This is a genomic window from Paraburkholderia silviterrae, from assembly GCF_004353915.1.
In the GTDB taxonomy this organism is placed as follows: Bacteria; Pseudomonadota; Gammaproteobacteria; order Burkholderiales; family Burkholderiaceae; genus Paraburkholderia; species Paraburkholderia silviterrae.
In genome coordinates this window covers 1-16,859 of the sequence record NZ_SMRP01000047.1, presented here as the reverse complement: position 1 = coordinate 16,859, position 16,859 = coordinate 1, and the positions used below count along the sequence as shown (strand labels likewise).

General features: G+C 63.2%; 10 protein-coding genes and 1 pseudogene. 7 read left to right on the top strand and 4 right to left on the bottom strand.

The genetic code is table 11. The features are described 5' to 3' along the window. Positions 1-21: 21 nt before the first annotated feature. Complete coding sequence (locus EYW47_RS38335; RefSeq protein ID WP_133200014.1) at positions 22-4,806, top strand: GMC oxidoreductase; 4,785 nt, start codon at positions 22-24, stop codon at positions 4,804-4,806. A 9-nt stretch (positions 4,807-4,815) separates the two neighbouring features. Here EYW47_RS38335 and EYW47_RS38330 read toward each other — a convergent pair whose 3' ends face one another. Beyond that, positions 4,816-6,459, bottom strand: a complete 1,644-nt coding sequence (locus EYW47_RS38330; protein WP_133200013.1) for a tetratricopeptide repeat protein — start codon at positions 6,457-6,459, stop codon at positions 4,816-4,818. Between the two features lie 301 nt (positions 6,460-6,760). Here EYW47_RS38330 and EYW47_RS38325 point away from each other — a divergent pair, with 301 nt between their 5' ends. Beyond that, on the top strand, positions 6,761-8,758 hold the full coding sequence (locus tag EYW47_RS38325) for an ATP-binding response regulator (RefSeq protein WP_165976802.1): 1,998 nt from the start codon (positions 6,761-6,763) through the stop codon (positions 8,756-8,758). Between the two features lie 24 nt (positions 8,759-8,782). Here EYW47_RS38325 and EYW47_RS38320 read toward each other — a convergent pair whose 3' ends face one another. Beyond that, a complete protein-coding gene (locus EYW47_RS38320; protein ID WP_240764104.1) occupies positions 8,783-9,502 on the bottom strand; it encodes a response regulator in 720 nt (239 codons plus the stop codon). 178 nt (positions 9,503-9,680) lie between these two features. Here EYW47_RS38320 and EYW47_RS38315 point away from each other — a divergent pair, with 178 nt between their 5' ends. From EYW47_RS38315 to EYW47_RS38305, 3 genes are all read left to right on the top strand, one after another. Continuing rightward, complete coding sequence (locus tag EYW47_RS38315; RefSeq protein WP_133200011.1) at positions 9,681-9,998, top strand: hypothetical protein; 318 nt, start codon at positions 9,681-9,683, stop codon at positions 9,996-9,998. 152 nt (positions 9,999-10,150) lie between these two features. After that, the gene (locus EYW47_RS38310) at positions 10,151-10,516 is read left to right on the top strand and encodes a hypothetical protein (RefSeq protein ID WP_133200010.1); all 366 of its coding nucleotides are present in this window, start codon (positions 10,151-10,153) and stop codon (positions 10,514-10,516) included. Between the two features lie 423 nt (positions 10,517-10,939). Beyond that, positions 10,940-11,209: an ATP-binding protein gene (locus tag EYW47_RS38305; RefSeq protein ID WP_133200009.1), complete on the top strand. Its 270-nt coding sequence runs from the start codon at positions 10,940-10,942 to the stop codon at positions 11,207-11,209. Positions 11,210-11,442: 233 nt separating this feature from the next. On the opposite strand, the gene EYW47_RS38300 is transcribed toward EYW47_RS38305, so the two are convergent. After that, the gene (locus EYW47_RS38300; RefSeq protein ID WP_133200008.1) at positions 11,443-11,790 is read right to left on the bottom strand and encodes an RT0821/Lpp0805 family surface protein; all 348 of its coding nucleotides are present in this window, start codon (positions 11,788-11,790) and stop codon (positions 11,443-11,445) included. Between the two features lie 351 nt (positions 11,791-12,141). Between EYW47_RS38300 and EYW47_RS38295 the strand changes: the two are divergent. Further along, positions 12,142-12,459, top strand: a pseudogene (locus tag EYW47_RS38295) (hypothetical protein); the annotation flags it as partial. Between the two features lie 39 nt (positions 12,460-12,498). Here EYW47_RS38295 and EYW47_RS38290 read toward each other — a convergent pair. Continuing rightward, on the bottom strand, positions 12,499-14,322 hold the full coding sequence (locus tag EYW47_RS38290; protein WP_133200007.1) for a sensor domain-containing diguanylate cyclase: 1,824 nt from the start codon (positions 14,320-14,322) through the stop codon (positions 12,499-12,501). A 291-nt stretch (positions 14,323-14,613) separates the two neighbouring features. Here EYW47_RS38290 and EYW47_RS38285 point away from each other — a divergent pair, with 291 nt between their 5' ends. After that, entirely contained in the window at positions 14,614-15,714 is a 1,101-nt protein-coding gene (locus tag EYW47_RS38285; protein WP_133200006.1) for a transporter substrate-binding domain-containing protein, read from the top strand. Positions 15,715-16,859: the final 1,145 nt, after the last annotated feature.

Below are 16,859 nucleotides of genomic sequence, written 5' to 3'. Positions count from 1 at the left end.
ACTTCGTCCACCGGAGCCGCGATGAACCCCGATGACCCGCTGTCGAAAGCCAGGGACCCGCAGAGCACGCCCTTCGACTATGTGATCGTGGGTTCGGGCGCGGGCGGCGGCCCGCTCGCCGCGCGGCTTGCGCTAAACGGGCGCCGCGTGCTGCTGATCGAGGCCGGCACCGATCCCGCCGTCGCGCAGCCCGATGCGCAGGCTCAGCCGATGACGCGCGGCGCGCCGGATCTCGCACAACAGCAGATGCGCCAGGTGTACGCGGTGCCGGCTTTCCATGCCAGCGCGACCGAAGACCCGGACATGAGCTGGGAATTCTCGGTGCGTCACTACACGAGCACGGCGCGTCAGCAAAACGACTCGAAATACAATGAAGCGAAGGATCCCTCCGCGACAGCGCCGGGGCAGCAGCCGGGCGGCATTTTCTATCCGCGCGCGGCGGCCATTGGCGGCTGCACCTCGCATCACGCGATGATCATCATTCGCCCGAATGACGCCGATTGGGATCACATTGCCGAATTCACCGGCGACGATTCATGGCGCTCGCAGAACATGCAGGGCTACTTCGCCAAAATCGAGAACTGCCTTTACTACGCGGTCTACCGGACCTTCGCGGAAAGAACGCTGGGGCGCGTGTTCGACTTTCTGCAATGGCTGGCACGTGTGCTCGATCCGCGTGGGCAGCTCGATCCCGGCGGACACGGTTCGGCGGGCTGGCAGAAGACGAGTTTCATCGACCCATTAGTGATCGCCAACATCGCCCGAGGCGATCGCACGTTTCTCGGCGTGCTCAAGGACGTGCTGTTGGCCTCGCTCGAAAATCGCAGCGCGGCGCAGATGTTCGGCCTCGCGCTCTTTCGGCTTCAGATCCTGCAGTTCCTCGACCCCAATGTCCGCTCGCCGGACATCCAGAGCCGCGCCCACGTTTCGCTGATCTCGATCGGCACCGACGGCAAGCGCCGCTGCGGCCTGCGCGACCATCTGCTGAACGTGAAGGCCGAATGCCCGGACCGGCTCACGATCCTGAACCCGGCGCATGTCACGCGGATCGTGTTCGAGCAGGGCGGCAACGGCGTGCCGCGTGCGATTGGCGTGGAAGTGCGCATCGGTCCGTATCTGTACGCGGCCAGCCCCAGGCATGGCGGCAACGACGAGGCGCCCGTCACGCTACAGCTGTTCGCGCGCCGCGAAGTGATTGTTTGCGGCGGCGCATTCAACACGCCGCAACTGCTGATGCTGAGCGGCATTGGCGACGCTGCGCAATTGCACGGCCTGGTTGAGGGGCCGCGCCGCCGTGACGGTGAGCTTGTCGCCCCGGTCGTGCATCTGCCGGGCGTCGGCCGCAATCTTCAGGACCGCTATGAAGTCAGCGTGATCAGCGAGGCGCGCGAGCCGTTTACCACCCTCGATGGCGTGACCTTCGATCCGGGCGACGCAGACGACCCGATGCTGCGCCAGTGGCTCACCGACCAGAGCGGCCTTTACTCGACCAACGGCGGTGCGCTCGCCATGATGATGTCGTCCACGAGCGGCGCCTGCGTGCGCAGCGACCCGGACCTGTTCATCTTTGGCTTGCCGGTCGCGTTTCGGGGCTACTACTGGGACTATTCGCGGCAGTTGCTGTGCCGGAGCATGTCGTCGAATGAAACGACGCGCAATTTGTGGAGCTGGGTGATTCTCAAGGCTTACACCAACAACAATAACGGCGCGGTCCGCCTGCGCAGCAACGATCCATTCGCCACGCCGGAAATCAACTTTCACTCGTTCGACGACACGAGCGAGGGCGCGCAGGACTGCAATAGCGACGTGGATGCCCTGTGCGACGCGATCCAGCATATACGCGCGACCAATCACCGGGTGTCCGCGTTCGCCAGCGAAGTCCAGCCCGGCCTCGATAAACCCGATTACTCGCCAACCTTGCGTCAGTGGATCAAGAACGAAGCGTGGGGGCATCACGCGTGCGGCACTTGCCGGATCGGCCACGATCCGTGGCGCGCCGATCCGCGCGATCTGCAGGACCCGTATGCCGTGGTGGACAGCAATTTCCGCGTGCATGGGGTGGAGGGCCTGCGCATCGTCGACACCTCGGTCTTTCCGCGCATTCCGGGCTACTTCATCGTGACGCCTACCTTCATGATCAGCGAGAAGGCCGCCGACGTCCTGCTGGCCGACTCGGAGAACTATCCGCGCGCGCTGGAGGCTGTCGAAGCGGGCGCGGTGCGCGCACGCCGCCGCTCGGCCCGGCCCGAATGGGAGGATGCGGCCCATGCGGATCCTGCGCGGCTGCCGGAGGATACGGTTGGCCTCGCCTTGTCGGGCGGGGGCGTGCGCAGCGCCACCTTCTGTCTCGGCGTGCTTCAGGCGCTCGCGAGAACGCGGCGTCTGCGCGATATCGACTTCATGTCCACGATATCGGGTGGCGGCTATATAGGCTCATTTCTCGGCAAGCTGTTTACGGAGATGCCCGAGCAGGAACGCCAGATGCCCGTGGACCGCGTAGAACGGACGCTCACGAATCTGGGTTCGCCGACTATTCAGTGGCTGCGCTACAACGCCCAATATCTCGCGGGCGGCGGCCGTCACGACAGGTTGTTCGACATCGCGGTCATCCTGCGCAACCTCGCGGCGGTGCATGTCTGGATCGGCGCGCTGCTGTTTGGCGTGCTGGGCGCGCTGCACTGGTTCGTGCTCGGCTGTTCGTCGCTCAGCTACCTCTCGCCCGTGTGCGAGACCGCGCCGCCGCAATGGCAAGGCGTGACGCTCTCGGCCTGGTGGTGGCTGCCGCTCTGGCTGTTCGTGCTCGGCGTGCTGCCGCCTTCCATCGGCTACTGGCTCACCATGATGCGCCGCCCGCATGGCGACTGGCGGCCATGGATGCCGTTCATCCTGTGGATCGTGATGCTCGGATGCGCGATCTACGGACTGACGCTGCACGACATCGAAGTCTGGAGCGCCGTCGCGCTCGCTGTGCTGCTGCTCGCGTGGTTCGAGCAGCAAGCAGCAGGGCTGCTGCTCGCCAATCCCCCGCCGCCAGGAACGAATGCGCCGCCGATCGATCCAGGCACGGCGCAGCCCGAGGACGGCACGACTGTCATACGCAACCGGCTGACCCGTCTGCTCGGCGCGGCGCTGTTCGGGTTCGCTGTGAGCGCGTTGTTCGTGGTGGTGGATACGCTCGCGCAACTGCTGCCGACGAGCGGCTCGCGTGCGATGAACTGGTCCATGGCTGGCATTGCTCCCGTACTGGTCCTGCTAAGAGGGATCACGGCTAGCGTGCTCAAGCGCGAGGCGAAAAAGGCCGCGACGCCCGCGCCAGACCAGGGGCAGACCTTCGTGGGCGGCCTCGTGCAGGAGGTGCTGCTCGCGCTCACTGCATTCACGCTGGCATTCGTGTTGTTCCTGTTCCTGGATCTGCTGGTCTATCTGGCCTTTAGCCTCGATTCGACCACCGCGCGCTTTTGCGTGGTTGCCGCATTGCTCATTTCGGCCGTGAAAGGCCGCGCGCTGCTCTTTCTCAACTTGTCGTCCCTGCAGCACAGCTACGCGGAAAAGCTGGTGCGCACCTATCTGGGCGCCTCCAATGACGCCCGCGTGAATCCGCCCGGTGTCAGCAAGCCTGTGCCGGTGGGCGTGAGCGACTTGGGCGACGACGTCCCGTTCGACGAATATCATCCCGAAAGGCATGGTGGACCGCTGCATTTGATCAGCACCTGCCTGAATAACACGGTCGATCCGCTCTCGGGCAATCAACTGCGCGACGACAAGGGCATGCCAATGTGCGTCGGGCCTGCCGGCATCAGCGCGGGCAGGCGGTTTCACGCGCTCTGGGGCGCGCGCGACGCGAAGCAGACACCCGTGCGCGCCGCGCCCATCATCCCCGTGCTGGTGGGCCCGAATCCGCACGAGTTCCACGCCCTTGCACGCGCCGACGGCGGCCCGGTCAGTGTCGAGCGGCTCAGCCTCGGCCAGTGGATGGCCATCTCGGGCGCTGCCGCGACGACCGGCCTTGGCCGCAACACGAAGCTCGCGGAGTCCCTGCTGCTTGGGCTGTTGAATTTCCGGATCGGTTACTGGTGGAACAGCGGCATTGCAGCGGGCGAGCGGCCGGGACGTTATCCGCCGGCACTCTGGCGCCGGCTCAAGTCGCTGCCTTCGGCGCTCTTCACCCTGCAAGCGAAGTTGCTGGACGAATGGCGCGCCTATTTCGAGGGACCTTCCGCGCAGATGTGGTACTTGAGCGATGGCGGCCACTTCGACAACACGGGCATCTACGAGCTGCTGCGGCGGCGGCTTCCCTTCATCGTCGCCGTCGACGCGGGCGCCGACCCGGCTTACTGCTTTGATTCGCTCGCACTGCTGACGAGGCAGGTGCGTTACGACTTCTGCGCCACCATCAGCTGGCTCGATCCGCGCGGCGTGCGCGCGAAACTTCCGCGCCGCAGATTCGGATGGAGCGCCTTCGAGCGCGGGGCGAATGAGCCGAAACTGCCGGACTGGATCAAGCCACTGCTCGACCCGGAAGCCATTGGTGCGTTCTCCGAACTGAAGCGCGATGGCCCGCGCTGCGCCGCGCTTGCCTGCATCACTTACACCAACCAGCCCGACCGGCCGAGCTGGCTGCTATACGTCAAGCCGAGTATCGGCATCGGCCCGCCCAACGACGTCAGTACCTACGCGAATACCTTCCATGATTTTCCGCAGGAGACCACGGTCGACCAGTTCTTCAACGACAGCCAATGGGAAGCCTATCGCGAGCTGGGCTACTGCGCGGGGATGAGCGTATTTGCGCGGCGTCCCGAAAGCTGACCCGGACGCTTAGCCTCTTTCGCGCTGCCGGGGCGCGGATTTGTGGCTCGCGCTTTCGACGTCGATCGCCGTGGCGGTGATTCGCAGAGGCTTCATCGGGCTGTTTTCACGCGGGTGCAGCCCCAGTTGATTGCATACGTTGGGCGTATTCGGCATGGCACCCAGCGTGGTGTTGGCGAATTCGCTTGCACGGTTGGCCGCGGTGTGGATCTGCGCGTCGCTGCAGCCGGACGCTTCGAGGAACGAGCGCGGCAAGCCCTGGCGGCATTCCGGCCGCTTCTTCGTCATGCGCTCGGCCATGTTTGCGTACCCGGTGCCCGGAATCAGGGCGAGTTGCTGACGCGCTCGTCCAGCCGTATCCGCGTTGAGTGCTATGGCTTTCTCATAGGCCTCGCGCGCCTGCTTTTCGTCGCCGTCGTAACTGGCTTTCGTGTCCGGGTCCGCAGACGGGGCGAGCAAGGGCCGCGAGGCGTCGCCCAGGTTGACGTAGGCCTCTTGATAGCCGGGATCGAGTTGCACGGCTCTCGTGGCGGCGTCGCGCGCCTTCTCGCGATAGTCGGTGAGCGACGGGGAGGCCGTGGCGGCGCGCACGCTAGTTTCCGAGAGCGCGTTGTAGGCGCGCGAGAGTGCGTTATACGCGGGCGCATAATCCGGATTCTCGCTGGCGGCTTCCGTGAGTACCTCCGCCGCGGCCTCGTAGCAGCCGAGATCGTTCAGCGCGACACCCCAGTTGTACCAGGCCCAGGGCAGCACCTTTGCCCACGATTTGTCGTTTTGGCTTTTCTCGCGAATGATGCGAGTACGCCCAATGGAGCCTGTGTAGTCTCCGGTCAAATCGTCGATCTTCGACAACATGAGTTCCGCCAGGGCGGCATCGCTGTTCGAACTCGCCACTTTTTGGCCGACTTTCACGAAGTGGAGCGCGACCAGAATGGGCATGGCCCAGGCAGTCTTGCTCTCGGGTTCATCGGGCTTTTTCCCGCCATCGACGGCAATCTCCTCATAGCGCTTGCGCACTTCGCGAAAGTCGCACTTCGCGCTATCGGAAAAGCATTCGCTTTGCTGGCTATTCAGGAGGTTATCGGCATAGAGCAAAGGGCTCTGGCGCTCGAGTATCTGCATGGCGGCACGCCGGAGCGTTTCCTCCATGACCAGGGGCGCGCCCGTGCCACTCGCGGGCTTCTCGCCATGCCGGTGCGCGGGCAACGCATTGTTCGCTATCGTTTGATGGATCGAAATCGACTCTCCTTGCGCGTCGCGAAGGGTGAGATCCACGGAAAATCCAGACGGCGCGCCAGTCGCGCTTCCATAGACCGAGGAGTCGAGTTCGAGCAAATCACGCGCATACTCGACGAGTGAGCGCATGGAAAGCCCCGTTCCGGGCATGGAGAAGTCCGGGAAATTGAACTCGGTCAGTACCGCCTCGGTGTCCGGGGAACGGGGCGTGACGCCTTTGGCCGTCGTACGCAATTCGCTCAGGGCATCGACCAGCATGTTTTGCAGGGCTTGCTCCGTGAAGCCGCTTTTCTTGAGAGCATCGGACACCTGAATGGGCTGGACCAGCGTCGCCGGCTCGCCAAAGATCTGGTACACGCCAACCACGACCAGCGGGAGCGCGACGCCCAGGCCAAACGACTTGATAGAGAAGCTCATTTCCCACTCCACGGACGGCAACTGCCGTCGCGCGAGGCATCCATGCATGGTCCGTGCCATTCGCATCCTCCGTTGTTCCGCAACGCAAGGCGTGGATGCCAGGCCATCGGCGTGAAGGAAACGTTGGCATCGCACCAACTGGCAGGCTTTGACAGTCTGGTATTACCCGTCATTTCTTGCCGTTGGCGTACGTTGATTGTTCGTATGGAAAACAGATCCTAGAATGAACTGGCACGCCTGTGCGCCAGACGTGCTTCCTGCTTCGCGAGGCCAGCGAGCATACCGGCGAGTGGCGATGAACATGTTCAGGTTTCAGTCTGCGGAAGAATCGAAATTCCTCAAACGCTCGCCCGCGCCGGCTGCGGTTCGTGCGTGGCTGGTCGACATGCTTTGCTGGCCAGCCCGATTCGAGGATCCGCAGGTCGAACAGGAATTTACGGAGGACTATGGCCAACGTTTTGCCGACTTCCGCCGCGCGGCGCTAGTGCTCGGAACTCTGATCTGGGTGTGTTTCGGCTACTGGGAAATTAGCCTCGCGCAGTCCAGCCCAGTGTTCCGGCCATACTTTCCGGAGGTTTTCGCATTCCGTTGCGCCGGTGCGCTTGGCGCGAGCGTCGGCATCGTGCTGGCTTTCAGGCTCGCCTTTCATCGCGATCGGGTGGCACATTGGGTCCTGCTCTCGGGATTGGCGTTCATGTGTCTGTGCCTGATGATGCAAACCTTTCTTGCACCACGCCCGTTCAATTTCACGCATTTTTTTGTCGGCTTTTATTTAATTCTTTTCTATCAGTTCGGTTTCCTTCGCTTGCGGGCCAAGGCGACGCTGATACTGACCGCCTGTGTGATCGCCGCGATCGTGATGGCGCAATTGCTCACTCAGGCGGTCGAGCCAGACAACTTCGCGGCAGGCATGTTCTACCTGCTCAACGTGGCTGTTCTGGGCCATAGCGTCAACGTGAATGCCGAGCGGCATGTGCGCGACCGCTATGTCGCCGTCCAGGCACTTGCGCAAAGCAACGACACCCTGCAAATCGTCAATTCGGCGCTCGCGCAAAAGCATCATGACCTCGAGCGCGCACGGCGCGACCAGCAGACCAAGTCGGAAGCCCTGATCGCCTTGCGCGAGCAGCAGCGCGAAGCCGCCGAGCAGGCGAGCCGGGCGAAATCGCGCTTTCTGGCGGCAGCCGCGCATGACCTGCGGCAGCCCATGCATGCGCTCAATCTCTTTCTTGCCGCTGCCGACGAAGCGCTGGTTGCGCGTGACGTTGAAGCGTCGAGCAGGCTGATCGGCGAGGCGCGCAAGGCGTCGGTCCTGACCGCGCGCCTCTTTAACGCGGTGCTCGACCTCTCGAAGCTCGAATCGGGGCACGTCAACCCGAACTACACGAGCGTGGACCTGAGCCGCGTGACCGAGGAGACGGTCGAGCAACTCGCGCCGTTCGCCGAGAGTTGCGGCGTGGCGCTGCGCTATGGAAAGGCCCGGCAAAAGCCCGCTTGGGTGCGCACCGACGCCGACTGGATTCCGCGCGTGCTGAGCAACCTCATCTCGAACGGCATCAAATATTCGGACCCGTCGAAAACGGGTCGCCGCGCGGTGCTCGTGGGCGTGGTGCGCATGCCTAACTATGTGCGGCTCGACGTCCTCGACAACGGCATAGGCATTGCACCGGAGCATTGGGATGCGATCTTCCAGCCGTTTGTGCAGATCGGCAACCCGGAGCGGGACCGCGAGAAAGGGCTCGGACTCGGTTTGTCGATCGTGAATGCGGTGGTGTCACTACTCGAGGGGCACCGTCTCGAGCTGAAGTCGATCGAGGGACGCGGGTCGCGCTTCTCGGTCCGCATGCCGGTGGCCGATCCCTTTGCGCTCCAGGATGCCGCGATAGCGCCCGCCGATGCGGCTTCGTCGCCGGCGTCGCTGCGGGGTCTCTACGTGTTGCTGGTCGAGGACGACAGCCTCGTGCGCGCCTCGATGGAGGCGCTGTTTTCGCGCTGGGGCGTGCTGTTCGATTCGGTTCGCTCGGTGGCCGAACTCGGCGATCTGCTAGAGGAGATCGAGCGCGTGCCCGACCTTGTCATCAGCGACTACCGGTTGCCGGAAAGGTCGACCGCGAGTGATGTCGTGCGCCTGCTCGGTGAGCACTTCTCGCGGCCCGTGCCGTGTCTCGTGGTGACGGGCGAGGCAGGGGTCAGCACGCAGGGTGTGTTGCCGGCGCGCTGCGTGCTCAGCAAGCCGCTGTCCCCCGACTTGCTGATTGCGCGCATGCTCGAATTGACGGAGGCGCCCGCCCAGGCGTAGGGCCCGCTATGGCCTGAGCGGACACTACGCCGCCGTGTCGTGCGCCACGGTGGGAATCTCAATGCCGCGGCGCGCCATTTCGACGATCAGAAAGGTGCGCCGCGAGACGTTGAAGCGGCTCAGCAGGTCGCTGATGTACTCCTTCGCGGTGTTCTCCGTGATATTCATCTTTCGCGCGATGGCCTTGTTCGACATGCCCTGCAGCAGAAAGCGCAAGGTTTGCGCGAGGCGCGGCGGCAGGTTCAGCGAGTCGATCGGAATGCCCTTGCTCGGGCCCGGCGACTGCGGGGTATGGCCGCCCTTGCCGAGCACGCTGTTGGGCAGGTAGACACGACCATTCAGGATCGTCTGCAGCGCTTCCCGGAACACCGCGCCGCCTTCCTCGCTGGCCTTCGAGATGAAGCCGCCTGCGCCATGCTTGATGCACTCCAGCACGGTCTCGCGGTCGTCCTGAGCGGACAGCATCACCACATGCGCAGCGCGCTCGTTTTCCTGCAGCCAGCGCAGCAGGTCAAGCCCGGTGTGATTGTCCCCGATCTGGTAGTCGAGAAAGACCAGATCGTAAGGCTTGCTGAGCAGACGCTCGACCGCGGCCGCGTACGAGCCGGCTTCGTCGATGTCGAGCGTCGGCTCCGACGTCAAGATCAGGCTCTTCATCGCGATCCGCGTCAGGCCTTCATCCTCCACAAGCAGGACGTGGCGGAAATACAGGTTGTCCATCGGCACCTCTCCAGTCGAGACCATCGTACCCGCATTCGCTCGGGATGCGATCCCCCCAAAGCGGGGGACGCTTCTGGGGATGCCTTCTGGAGGCGTTCCTCCCCCGGTATGGCCGGTTTTCGCCGAGCCTCGGGCCGCGCACGATGGAGTCGTTGCAGTTCGGACGACAAGGGACGCCACCATGCGCTCGCTACATCCCGACTTGAAGAGCCTGCTGAACATCTTCCGTAGTGCGTCGGCAGATGAAACACACTTTCGCCGGCGCAAGCCGGAGCCGGAACCGGCGACGGAGCTGGAAGCCCACGTCGTGGAAGACATTCTTTGGGCATGGGTTCTCATGAGCCGCATCGAGTCGAGTGGCGTGAGATTGCCCGTGCAGATTTCCGAAATCCTCGTACAGGCCTGGGCCGCTTATGAACAGAATCGCTGGACGCTGCAGGTCGACCGGAGTTTCTGCAGCACCTTGAAGCTGCTGGAGTCCGTCGCGCAGCGCCGGAAAGTGCGCGACGGCAATGGGTGAGCGATCAGCGCTTGGGCAGTTGAATAGCCTGACTGACGAGGAGATCGTGCGATGCAAGACCATTCCTTCCAGTACGCTCTTGATGAGCGCCGCCTGCAGAGCCTGCTTGCGCAGCGGCCGGCCGCCATTTCGACCTGCTGGTGTCTCGCGCCATGAGCTCGATACCCGAAACTCCATCTCGCAAGAGCGCAAGCCAGGCGGAGGGCCAGGCGCAAGGGCGCGAGAACACGAATCGTGCGACTGCAAAGACGGCGACGGAGACCACGGCTGAGACCGAAGCCGAGTTCGAATCCGGGACCGAAACGCGGCGGCGACCGCTCAGTCCCTACACAATCCACAATTTAGACGCCGCAATTGCTCACCTCGAAAAGGCAATCGGCGCGGACACGGCGATGGCGATTTTCGGTGTGCGTTACTGGCACCAACGCGTGCACGAACTCCGTTCCACACCGGGTATCCTGCGCGATCAGGAGCGTCGGCTGCTGTGTTTGCTGGATCGATTTGCCACTACGGGGTAGTGCGAGGGGCCGCTCATTCACTAACGGCAGCGACGGGGAATCGCGAGTCGTTGGCAGGCGGAGTCACTGCCAATCGGGCAGTGCGTTACGGATGTCGTCAAGTTCAAACATGTAACGGGCTCAAGGCGTGGCGCTCGACCACGTTGTTGTGTGCGGAAGCTGACTTCGAGGGCAAGAGCGATCAGGGGGACGCGTCGCAAGGTGTCGTAGACGAAAAAATGCCCGCACACAGCGGGCAAATGGTTCGAGGAGACAAGAGGAGTGCGGAGCTTTCCTCAGGAAAGATTATGGGCAGGCCTCCGTATCTCGCCTACCTACCCGTTCGGATAGGGGGGATAGCATTGCGCCCATCGCTCGAAGCGGCCCATCAATGATCGTGAATGCTACGAACGCTCTGACGAAGAGGGCAACGGGCCGAGGAACATGGCTTCGACCAAGCCGCACGGCATGGGGCTCGGCTTGTCGATCGTGCGCTCCATCGTCGAAGCGCACCACGGCCGCGTGGACGCCGCGTTGCGCGGCGCAGGCGGCGCTCAAATCGTGGTCTGGCTGCCGCTCGTGCGGGGGCAGCATCGCATGGCGGCTACGGCGGACCAGGCTGCCGTTGCCGCTTCGGCAGACGAAGTCTCGCAGCGAGGCGAGAGGCACGCCCGCCATCCGCCCGACGAAGGGGGCGAGCGGCTTTCCTCGTGAGCTTGCTGTCTTGCAGGCGCAGCTGGCGTACCGGATGCGCTACCGGGCTGCGCGCATGGGCACGACGCGGCCTGCGGGCGTGATCAGGCTATCGTCGCCGTGCCCGCATTGAAACGCCCCTCTAGCCAGCCGTGCAACGCGGCCTCGGACATGATGAGGACGTTGCTGCGCTTCGTCTCATCGGTCGTTGCCACATCGGGTCAGGGGTAACGTAAATCCCGGCGCGTGTTGCCTTACTGCGCGCCTTGGAGCTTCCACGTCGTTTTCGCGCTTTGGCAGTATTGCGGGCGCAGCTTGAACGCCTGATCCCCGGCATGGATCGTTACGGCAACGAACCGGCAGGTTCTGTGGTGCTTGATCGAGGTGCCTTCCGGCGTGAGGGTTGCGCTGACTTCGGCGCGATCGCCCGAGGCGGGGCGGATCCATGGGGTCGTTTCGCCATCGTTCTTCGTGTTCAGCACGATCTGCACGGTGCTGTTCAGCGCGTCGATGTCCTTCTGGTCGAGCTGGCTCATTGGCGTGCCGTTCAGGAAGCCGGCGTACGCCGGCCATGCGGGCGGCGAGGCGAACGCGAGCAGCAAGGCGCCGCATGCGGCCAGGCGAATTCTGCGACCGGCACTTCTGGCTGAGTCGTGGTGATGCATCACGGTTCCCGGTATCCCAACGAGCGTGGCGCGGCAAGGTTTCGATCCGAAGCCGGGCTGGCGTCATTGCCCTTCGGGGCAATCCGCATTGCCCCGCGCCCCTGTGGCGTCCCCTGGCGTCGCATACGACACTCCCGGATAAAGGGCCTGTGCGCAACGCTTTTCGGTGCTTGCGGCCTCAACAAGAAGGCGCGGGTCAGGGCCACCTATGTTGCCTGATTTGCGGCGTCAACGGCAGTTCGGCAACTCAAACGCGAAGCGGAGAAGAGCATGCAAGCCCTTTCGCCTCGCAGCTTCGGCTCGTCGAGCGGCGTGCGCGGAGAGGCCAATGCGGAATCGACGAACCTGTACGCACGCTGGCGCGCGCCGACGGGCCTGTTGGTGCTGCACCGGCCGCTGCGCTATGTGCTCGAGCTATCGCATTCGACCTATCTCGGCAGCCAGGCCGATATTCTCGGCTTCAACCATTTGACCTCGCTGGGCGCCGGTCTGGAGATCGATACGGGTGCGGTGACGAAGTTGTTTTCGCGATTCCGGATCGTGGCGCGTTACGCATTCGGCAAGGACATTTCAGGCGCGTCGCTCGGGCTCGCGCTCAGCTTCTGATGACCTTGCGCTCACCGGGCGTGCCTGAAGCGCGAGCCGTCATGATGCTTCGCCCCAGAACCGGACGCGATTGCGCCCGGCGTGTTTTGCCGCGTAGAGCGCTGCATCGGCGCGCTTGAGCGTTTCGTCGAGACTGGTTTCCGTTTCGTCGTAGCGGGCAATTCCAATGCTGAAAGTTTGCGACAGCGTTTCGCCCGTATCGAGCTGGATGGGCGTGTCCTGCAGCGTCTGCCGAATGCGTTCGGCAACGCGGCGAGCCTGCTCTTCGGGTGTGTCCAGCAGAATAGCCGCGAACTCCTCGCCGCCGATTCGCGCAGCGAGATCGTCTTCGCGCAGCGCGGCCTCGAACACGCGCGAGGCCACCTTGAGCACACGGTCTCCAACCGCGTGGCCCCAGGTATCGTTCACGCGCTTGAAGAAGTCCAGGTCGAGCGCCAGTACCGACAACGGGCTATGATGCCGCCGCGCATGTTCGACCGCCTGCATGGCGGCCTTTTCGAAGTAACGCCGATTGGCCAGCCCCGTGAGCGGGTCGAAGTCCGCGTCCGTTTGTAGTTGCTTGAGCAACAGATGTTGATGGGTGATATCGGTGAGCACGACGAGCAGAGGATCGCCATCGCTCTTTCCCGCAAGGGCCGCCAGCCTCGTGCAGTGGACCAGCATGTGGCGAATGCCGGAGCGCGTCTGGAACGGCGCGGGCTCTTTGGCGGACTCCGCCTGCATGCGCGTCCAATGGGCTTCATCGACAAAGAGGCGCGCAAAAGGCTGCCCTTTGTCGGCCGGCGCGCCGAACACGGCCAGCAGTGCGTCGTTGCCAAGGAGAATGCGCTTCGATTTCATATCGACCACGGCGACCGGCGTCGGCATGTTCTCGACGATGGTCGAAACCGTGCTCGCATATTTTTCCACGCGGCCGTTGAGCGCCCTTTGCCGGCCGATCAGGATAAAGCCGCCGGCCAGCATGGCGAGCAACAACGCCGCTGCGGCAAGGTTGAGGTAGAGGCTGGCCCAGAGGCTGTCGCGGAACGTGCCGATGGCATAGCCCAAATCCAGCGTCCAGTACCCCGCATTCGAGCCGAGCCCGATGTGCTGCTGTGCAACGAGTCGCTCGGTATGATCGCGGCGCCATAGCGCGTAGAACGTGCCCTCGATAGGCCCGGCGCGCGCGCTGCCGTCGTCGGTGAGCCGTTGCCCGACGGCCAGCCCCGCCACATCCGGAACCCGCGCGACGATGCGTTGCGTGTTGTCGCGCAGCAGCAGGGCCGTGCCCGGAATCAGCTTCGCATTGTCGAGCAGATGTTGCTCGAGCGGCACGAGATGGATCGTCACCGCGTCCAGCTGGCCGGTCTGGCCGACGTGCCTTGCGGCGACCACCATGGCGCCCCGGTTGCCCCACACGACCGGTAGCCACAGCCGCGCGGACGGCGCGGCGCGCACCTGCGCAAAGATCGCATCGAAGCCGGGAATCTCGTTGCGGGCATCGGGGTGAGAGGCGGCCACCATGCGCCCGTTCGCGTCGAACACTGCAATCAAGGTGTCGCCCAGCGACAATTTCAGCGTTTGCGTCAGGTCGACGAGCGCTTCGTTGGTGGCCTTGCCTTCGTCGATCAGGGTCTGGGTTGCCGACATCATCCCATCCAGATCGCGAAGGCGGTCCTCGATGAGGCGCGCGACCAGCGACGTTTGCGCGGTGAGCTGTTCGGCGGCCTGCCGGTCCGCAGCCCGGAAGTCGTGCCACGATTGCCAGGCGTTGACGAGGATATTCGCCGCGACGAGCACCGTGAGCAGCGCGAGGATCTCGCGCATCCACGATTTGCGCGTGGCCGGATGCAAGGTCCAGCTTTGAGTCGTGGGCAGCGGCATGGGTCGTAGGCGCGATTCGATTCTCTGGCTGATTCAAGGCTGGCGAAAGGGGCGCCGGGAGCGCGACCGCGCTGCACAATTGAATAATTGCAGTGCGAAAGATTGGAATTCTGGAACGAACGACCCTTTAGCGAATCGAGCTTGCCCAAAATCCCGATAGTCGAGGCGTGGATATTGTACGAGACTTCGCAACCAACGAAGCGCATGCGGGCGTCACGTTCCTGTTTCCGAAAGGCGAGGCGCAGCTTTGAATGCTGCGTAACGGGGCCGAATGCGTAGCATGGAGTCGTCATGTCCAGAAGAGTCCTGGCAGCGCTGGCGCTGCGCTGTGCATTCGTGCTGCTCGTGGCGGATCTGCTGCCATCGCCCGTGCTCGCACAGGGGCCGACGCCCGCCATTCGCCTTGCCGTCACGGTGATCCCGCCTACCGTCATCGAGCAGCACGGCAAGCTCACGGGCTTCACCATCGACGTCTGGAGCGCCGTTGCGGCGCAAATGAAAGTCAAGACGGACTACCTGATTGTCCCGGACACGGCGACGCTGAACGACTGTCTGCAGACCGGCCAATGCGACCTCGCCATGCCTCAGTTCATCACCTGGGAGCGGGACCAGGCGTTCGACTTCTCCACGCCCGTGCTGACCGCTGGACAGCGCATCCTGGTGCGCGACACGGGCGCAAGCACGGCGGCCAGTCCGATTCTCGCGCTGCTGCGCCTGCTGAGTTCGACAACGACGATGATCTGGCTGGCCACGGGCCTGCTGCTCGTGCTTGTCCCTGCGCACATCGCCTGGTTTCTCGACCGCGGCCGCGAAGACGGCGTCATTCCCAGCAAGAAGTACTTTCCCGGCATCTTCCAGGCCATTTACTGGGCCGCAACCACACTGCTGACCCAGGCGGAGGAGTCGCCGCGCCAGTGGCTCGCGCGACTGACCGCCGTGCTGCTCATGTTCGTCGGACTGGTGTTTGTCGCGTTCTATACCGCGCAACTGACGACTGATCTGACCGTCCAGCAAATCAAAGGCACGATTAACGGCCCCGACGATTTGCCGGGCAGGCAGATCGCGACGATAGGCGGGAGCATATCTGTTGCGTGGCTGAGGAATCGCGGCGCTCGTGTGCAGGAGTATCAACAGCCAGCGGAAATGTACGCTGCGCTGCTGAGCGGGAAAGCGGATGCCGTGGTCTTCGCCGGCCCGGTCTTGCTTTACTACGCGAACCATGAGGGCAAGGGCCGTGTGAAGGTGGTCGGCCCCGAGATCAACCGGTCCGATATTGCGTTCGTGTATCCGGTCAATAGTCCGCTGCGCAGGACGGTCGATAGCGCGTTGCTGCAGTTGCAGGAAAACGGCACATATGACGCGATCTACAAGCGCTGGTTTGGAGAGGAGTAGGGCGGCCTTGTTGCCCTGGTTTCGGCCCTGGGCCGGCTAAGCATCGGGCAGCAAAAAAAGCGCCCGCGCAAGGCGGGCAGCAAGCTTGAGGAGACCTGATAAGGGCGCGGGGTATGCCCTTAAGGCAAACTGTAGCGCACAGCGTGCTGGGACGCACCTATCAGAATGAACAGGGGGCTGGCTGTGTTGATGCTGATTGGGATAACCGCACTGCCGTGCTGTCCGAAACCCTGATAGCTATGCGTAATGGTGGAGCCAGATGGCCCGCCGCTTCAGGGGTTGGGGCAACGCGTGGACGCTATTGTTCGCGATAAGATGTCCAGGTCGGCTCGCAAATTGCGGCAGATGACCCCCGTAGCGAATGTTCGCCCGCCGTGAGCGGGCTTTTTTGCTGTCTTTGGGATCGGTTGGTTTCTATGTTGGTGATTTTTATGGGCCTGAGTGGCGCGCGTGTCTATTCATTTTTTTAGCGGTTTGAAGTTGGGATGCCTGGGGGGTGGCGCGGGTTGTCGTGATTTGGATTTGGATTTGGGTTGGATTTTTCGTGGATTATTCTTGGCCTTTCCTTGTTTTCATGTAGGTCTATTAGTGTTACCCCTGTGCGGGGCGGCACCTACTTTTCTTTGCAGCGGCAAAGAAAAGTAGGCAAAAGAAAGCCGCTCAAACCGCCAGTGTGACGCAGTGGATCACTAAACTTTAATCGGAGTGGCTCCGGAGCGTCTGTCGCCACGCGTCGTCTGCCGGAGTGACAAAGGGCTCATCCATCCGGCGGCGCTGAGCGCGCCGTGAGGCATAACCAAAACCAGTGGGATGTACGAAGTTTAGTAGGAATCCAGTGTATTTGCTCGGCAGTACTATCGCGTATTCGCCGGGTAGGACGCCCGGTTTTCCTTGCAAACCCTTCCGCCCGCGCGTAGCGCGTGGCGGGAAGGATGAGCCCCTTGTCACTGAGGCGGAGTGTGCGAGGAGACGGATGCTCCGGAGCCGCTCCGATTAGAGGGCAGTGGGGGACAGCGTCACACTGGCGGTGTGAGCCGCTTTCTTTTGCCTACTTTTCTTTGCGGCTGCAAAGAAAAGTAGGTGCCGGGGGGTGTCAGAATTTCCGTGTTTAAGGCGAGTTGAGAATTACACGGATGATCTGAGGA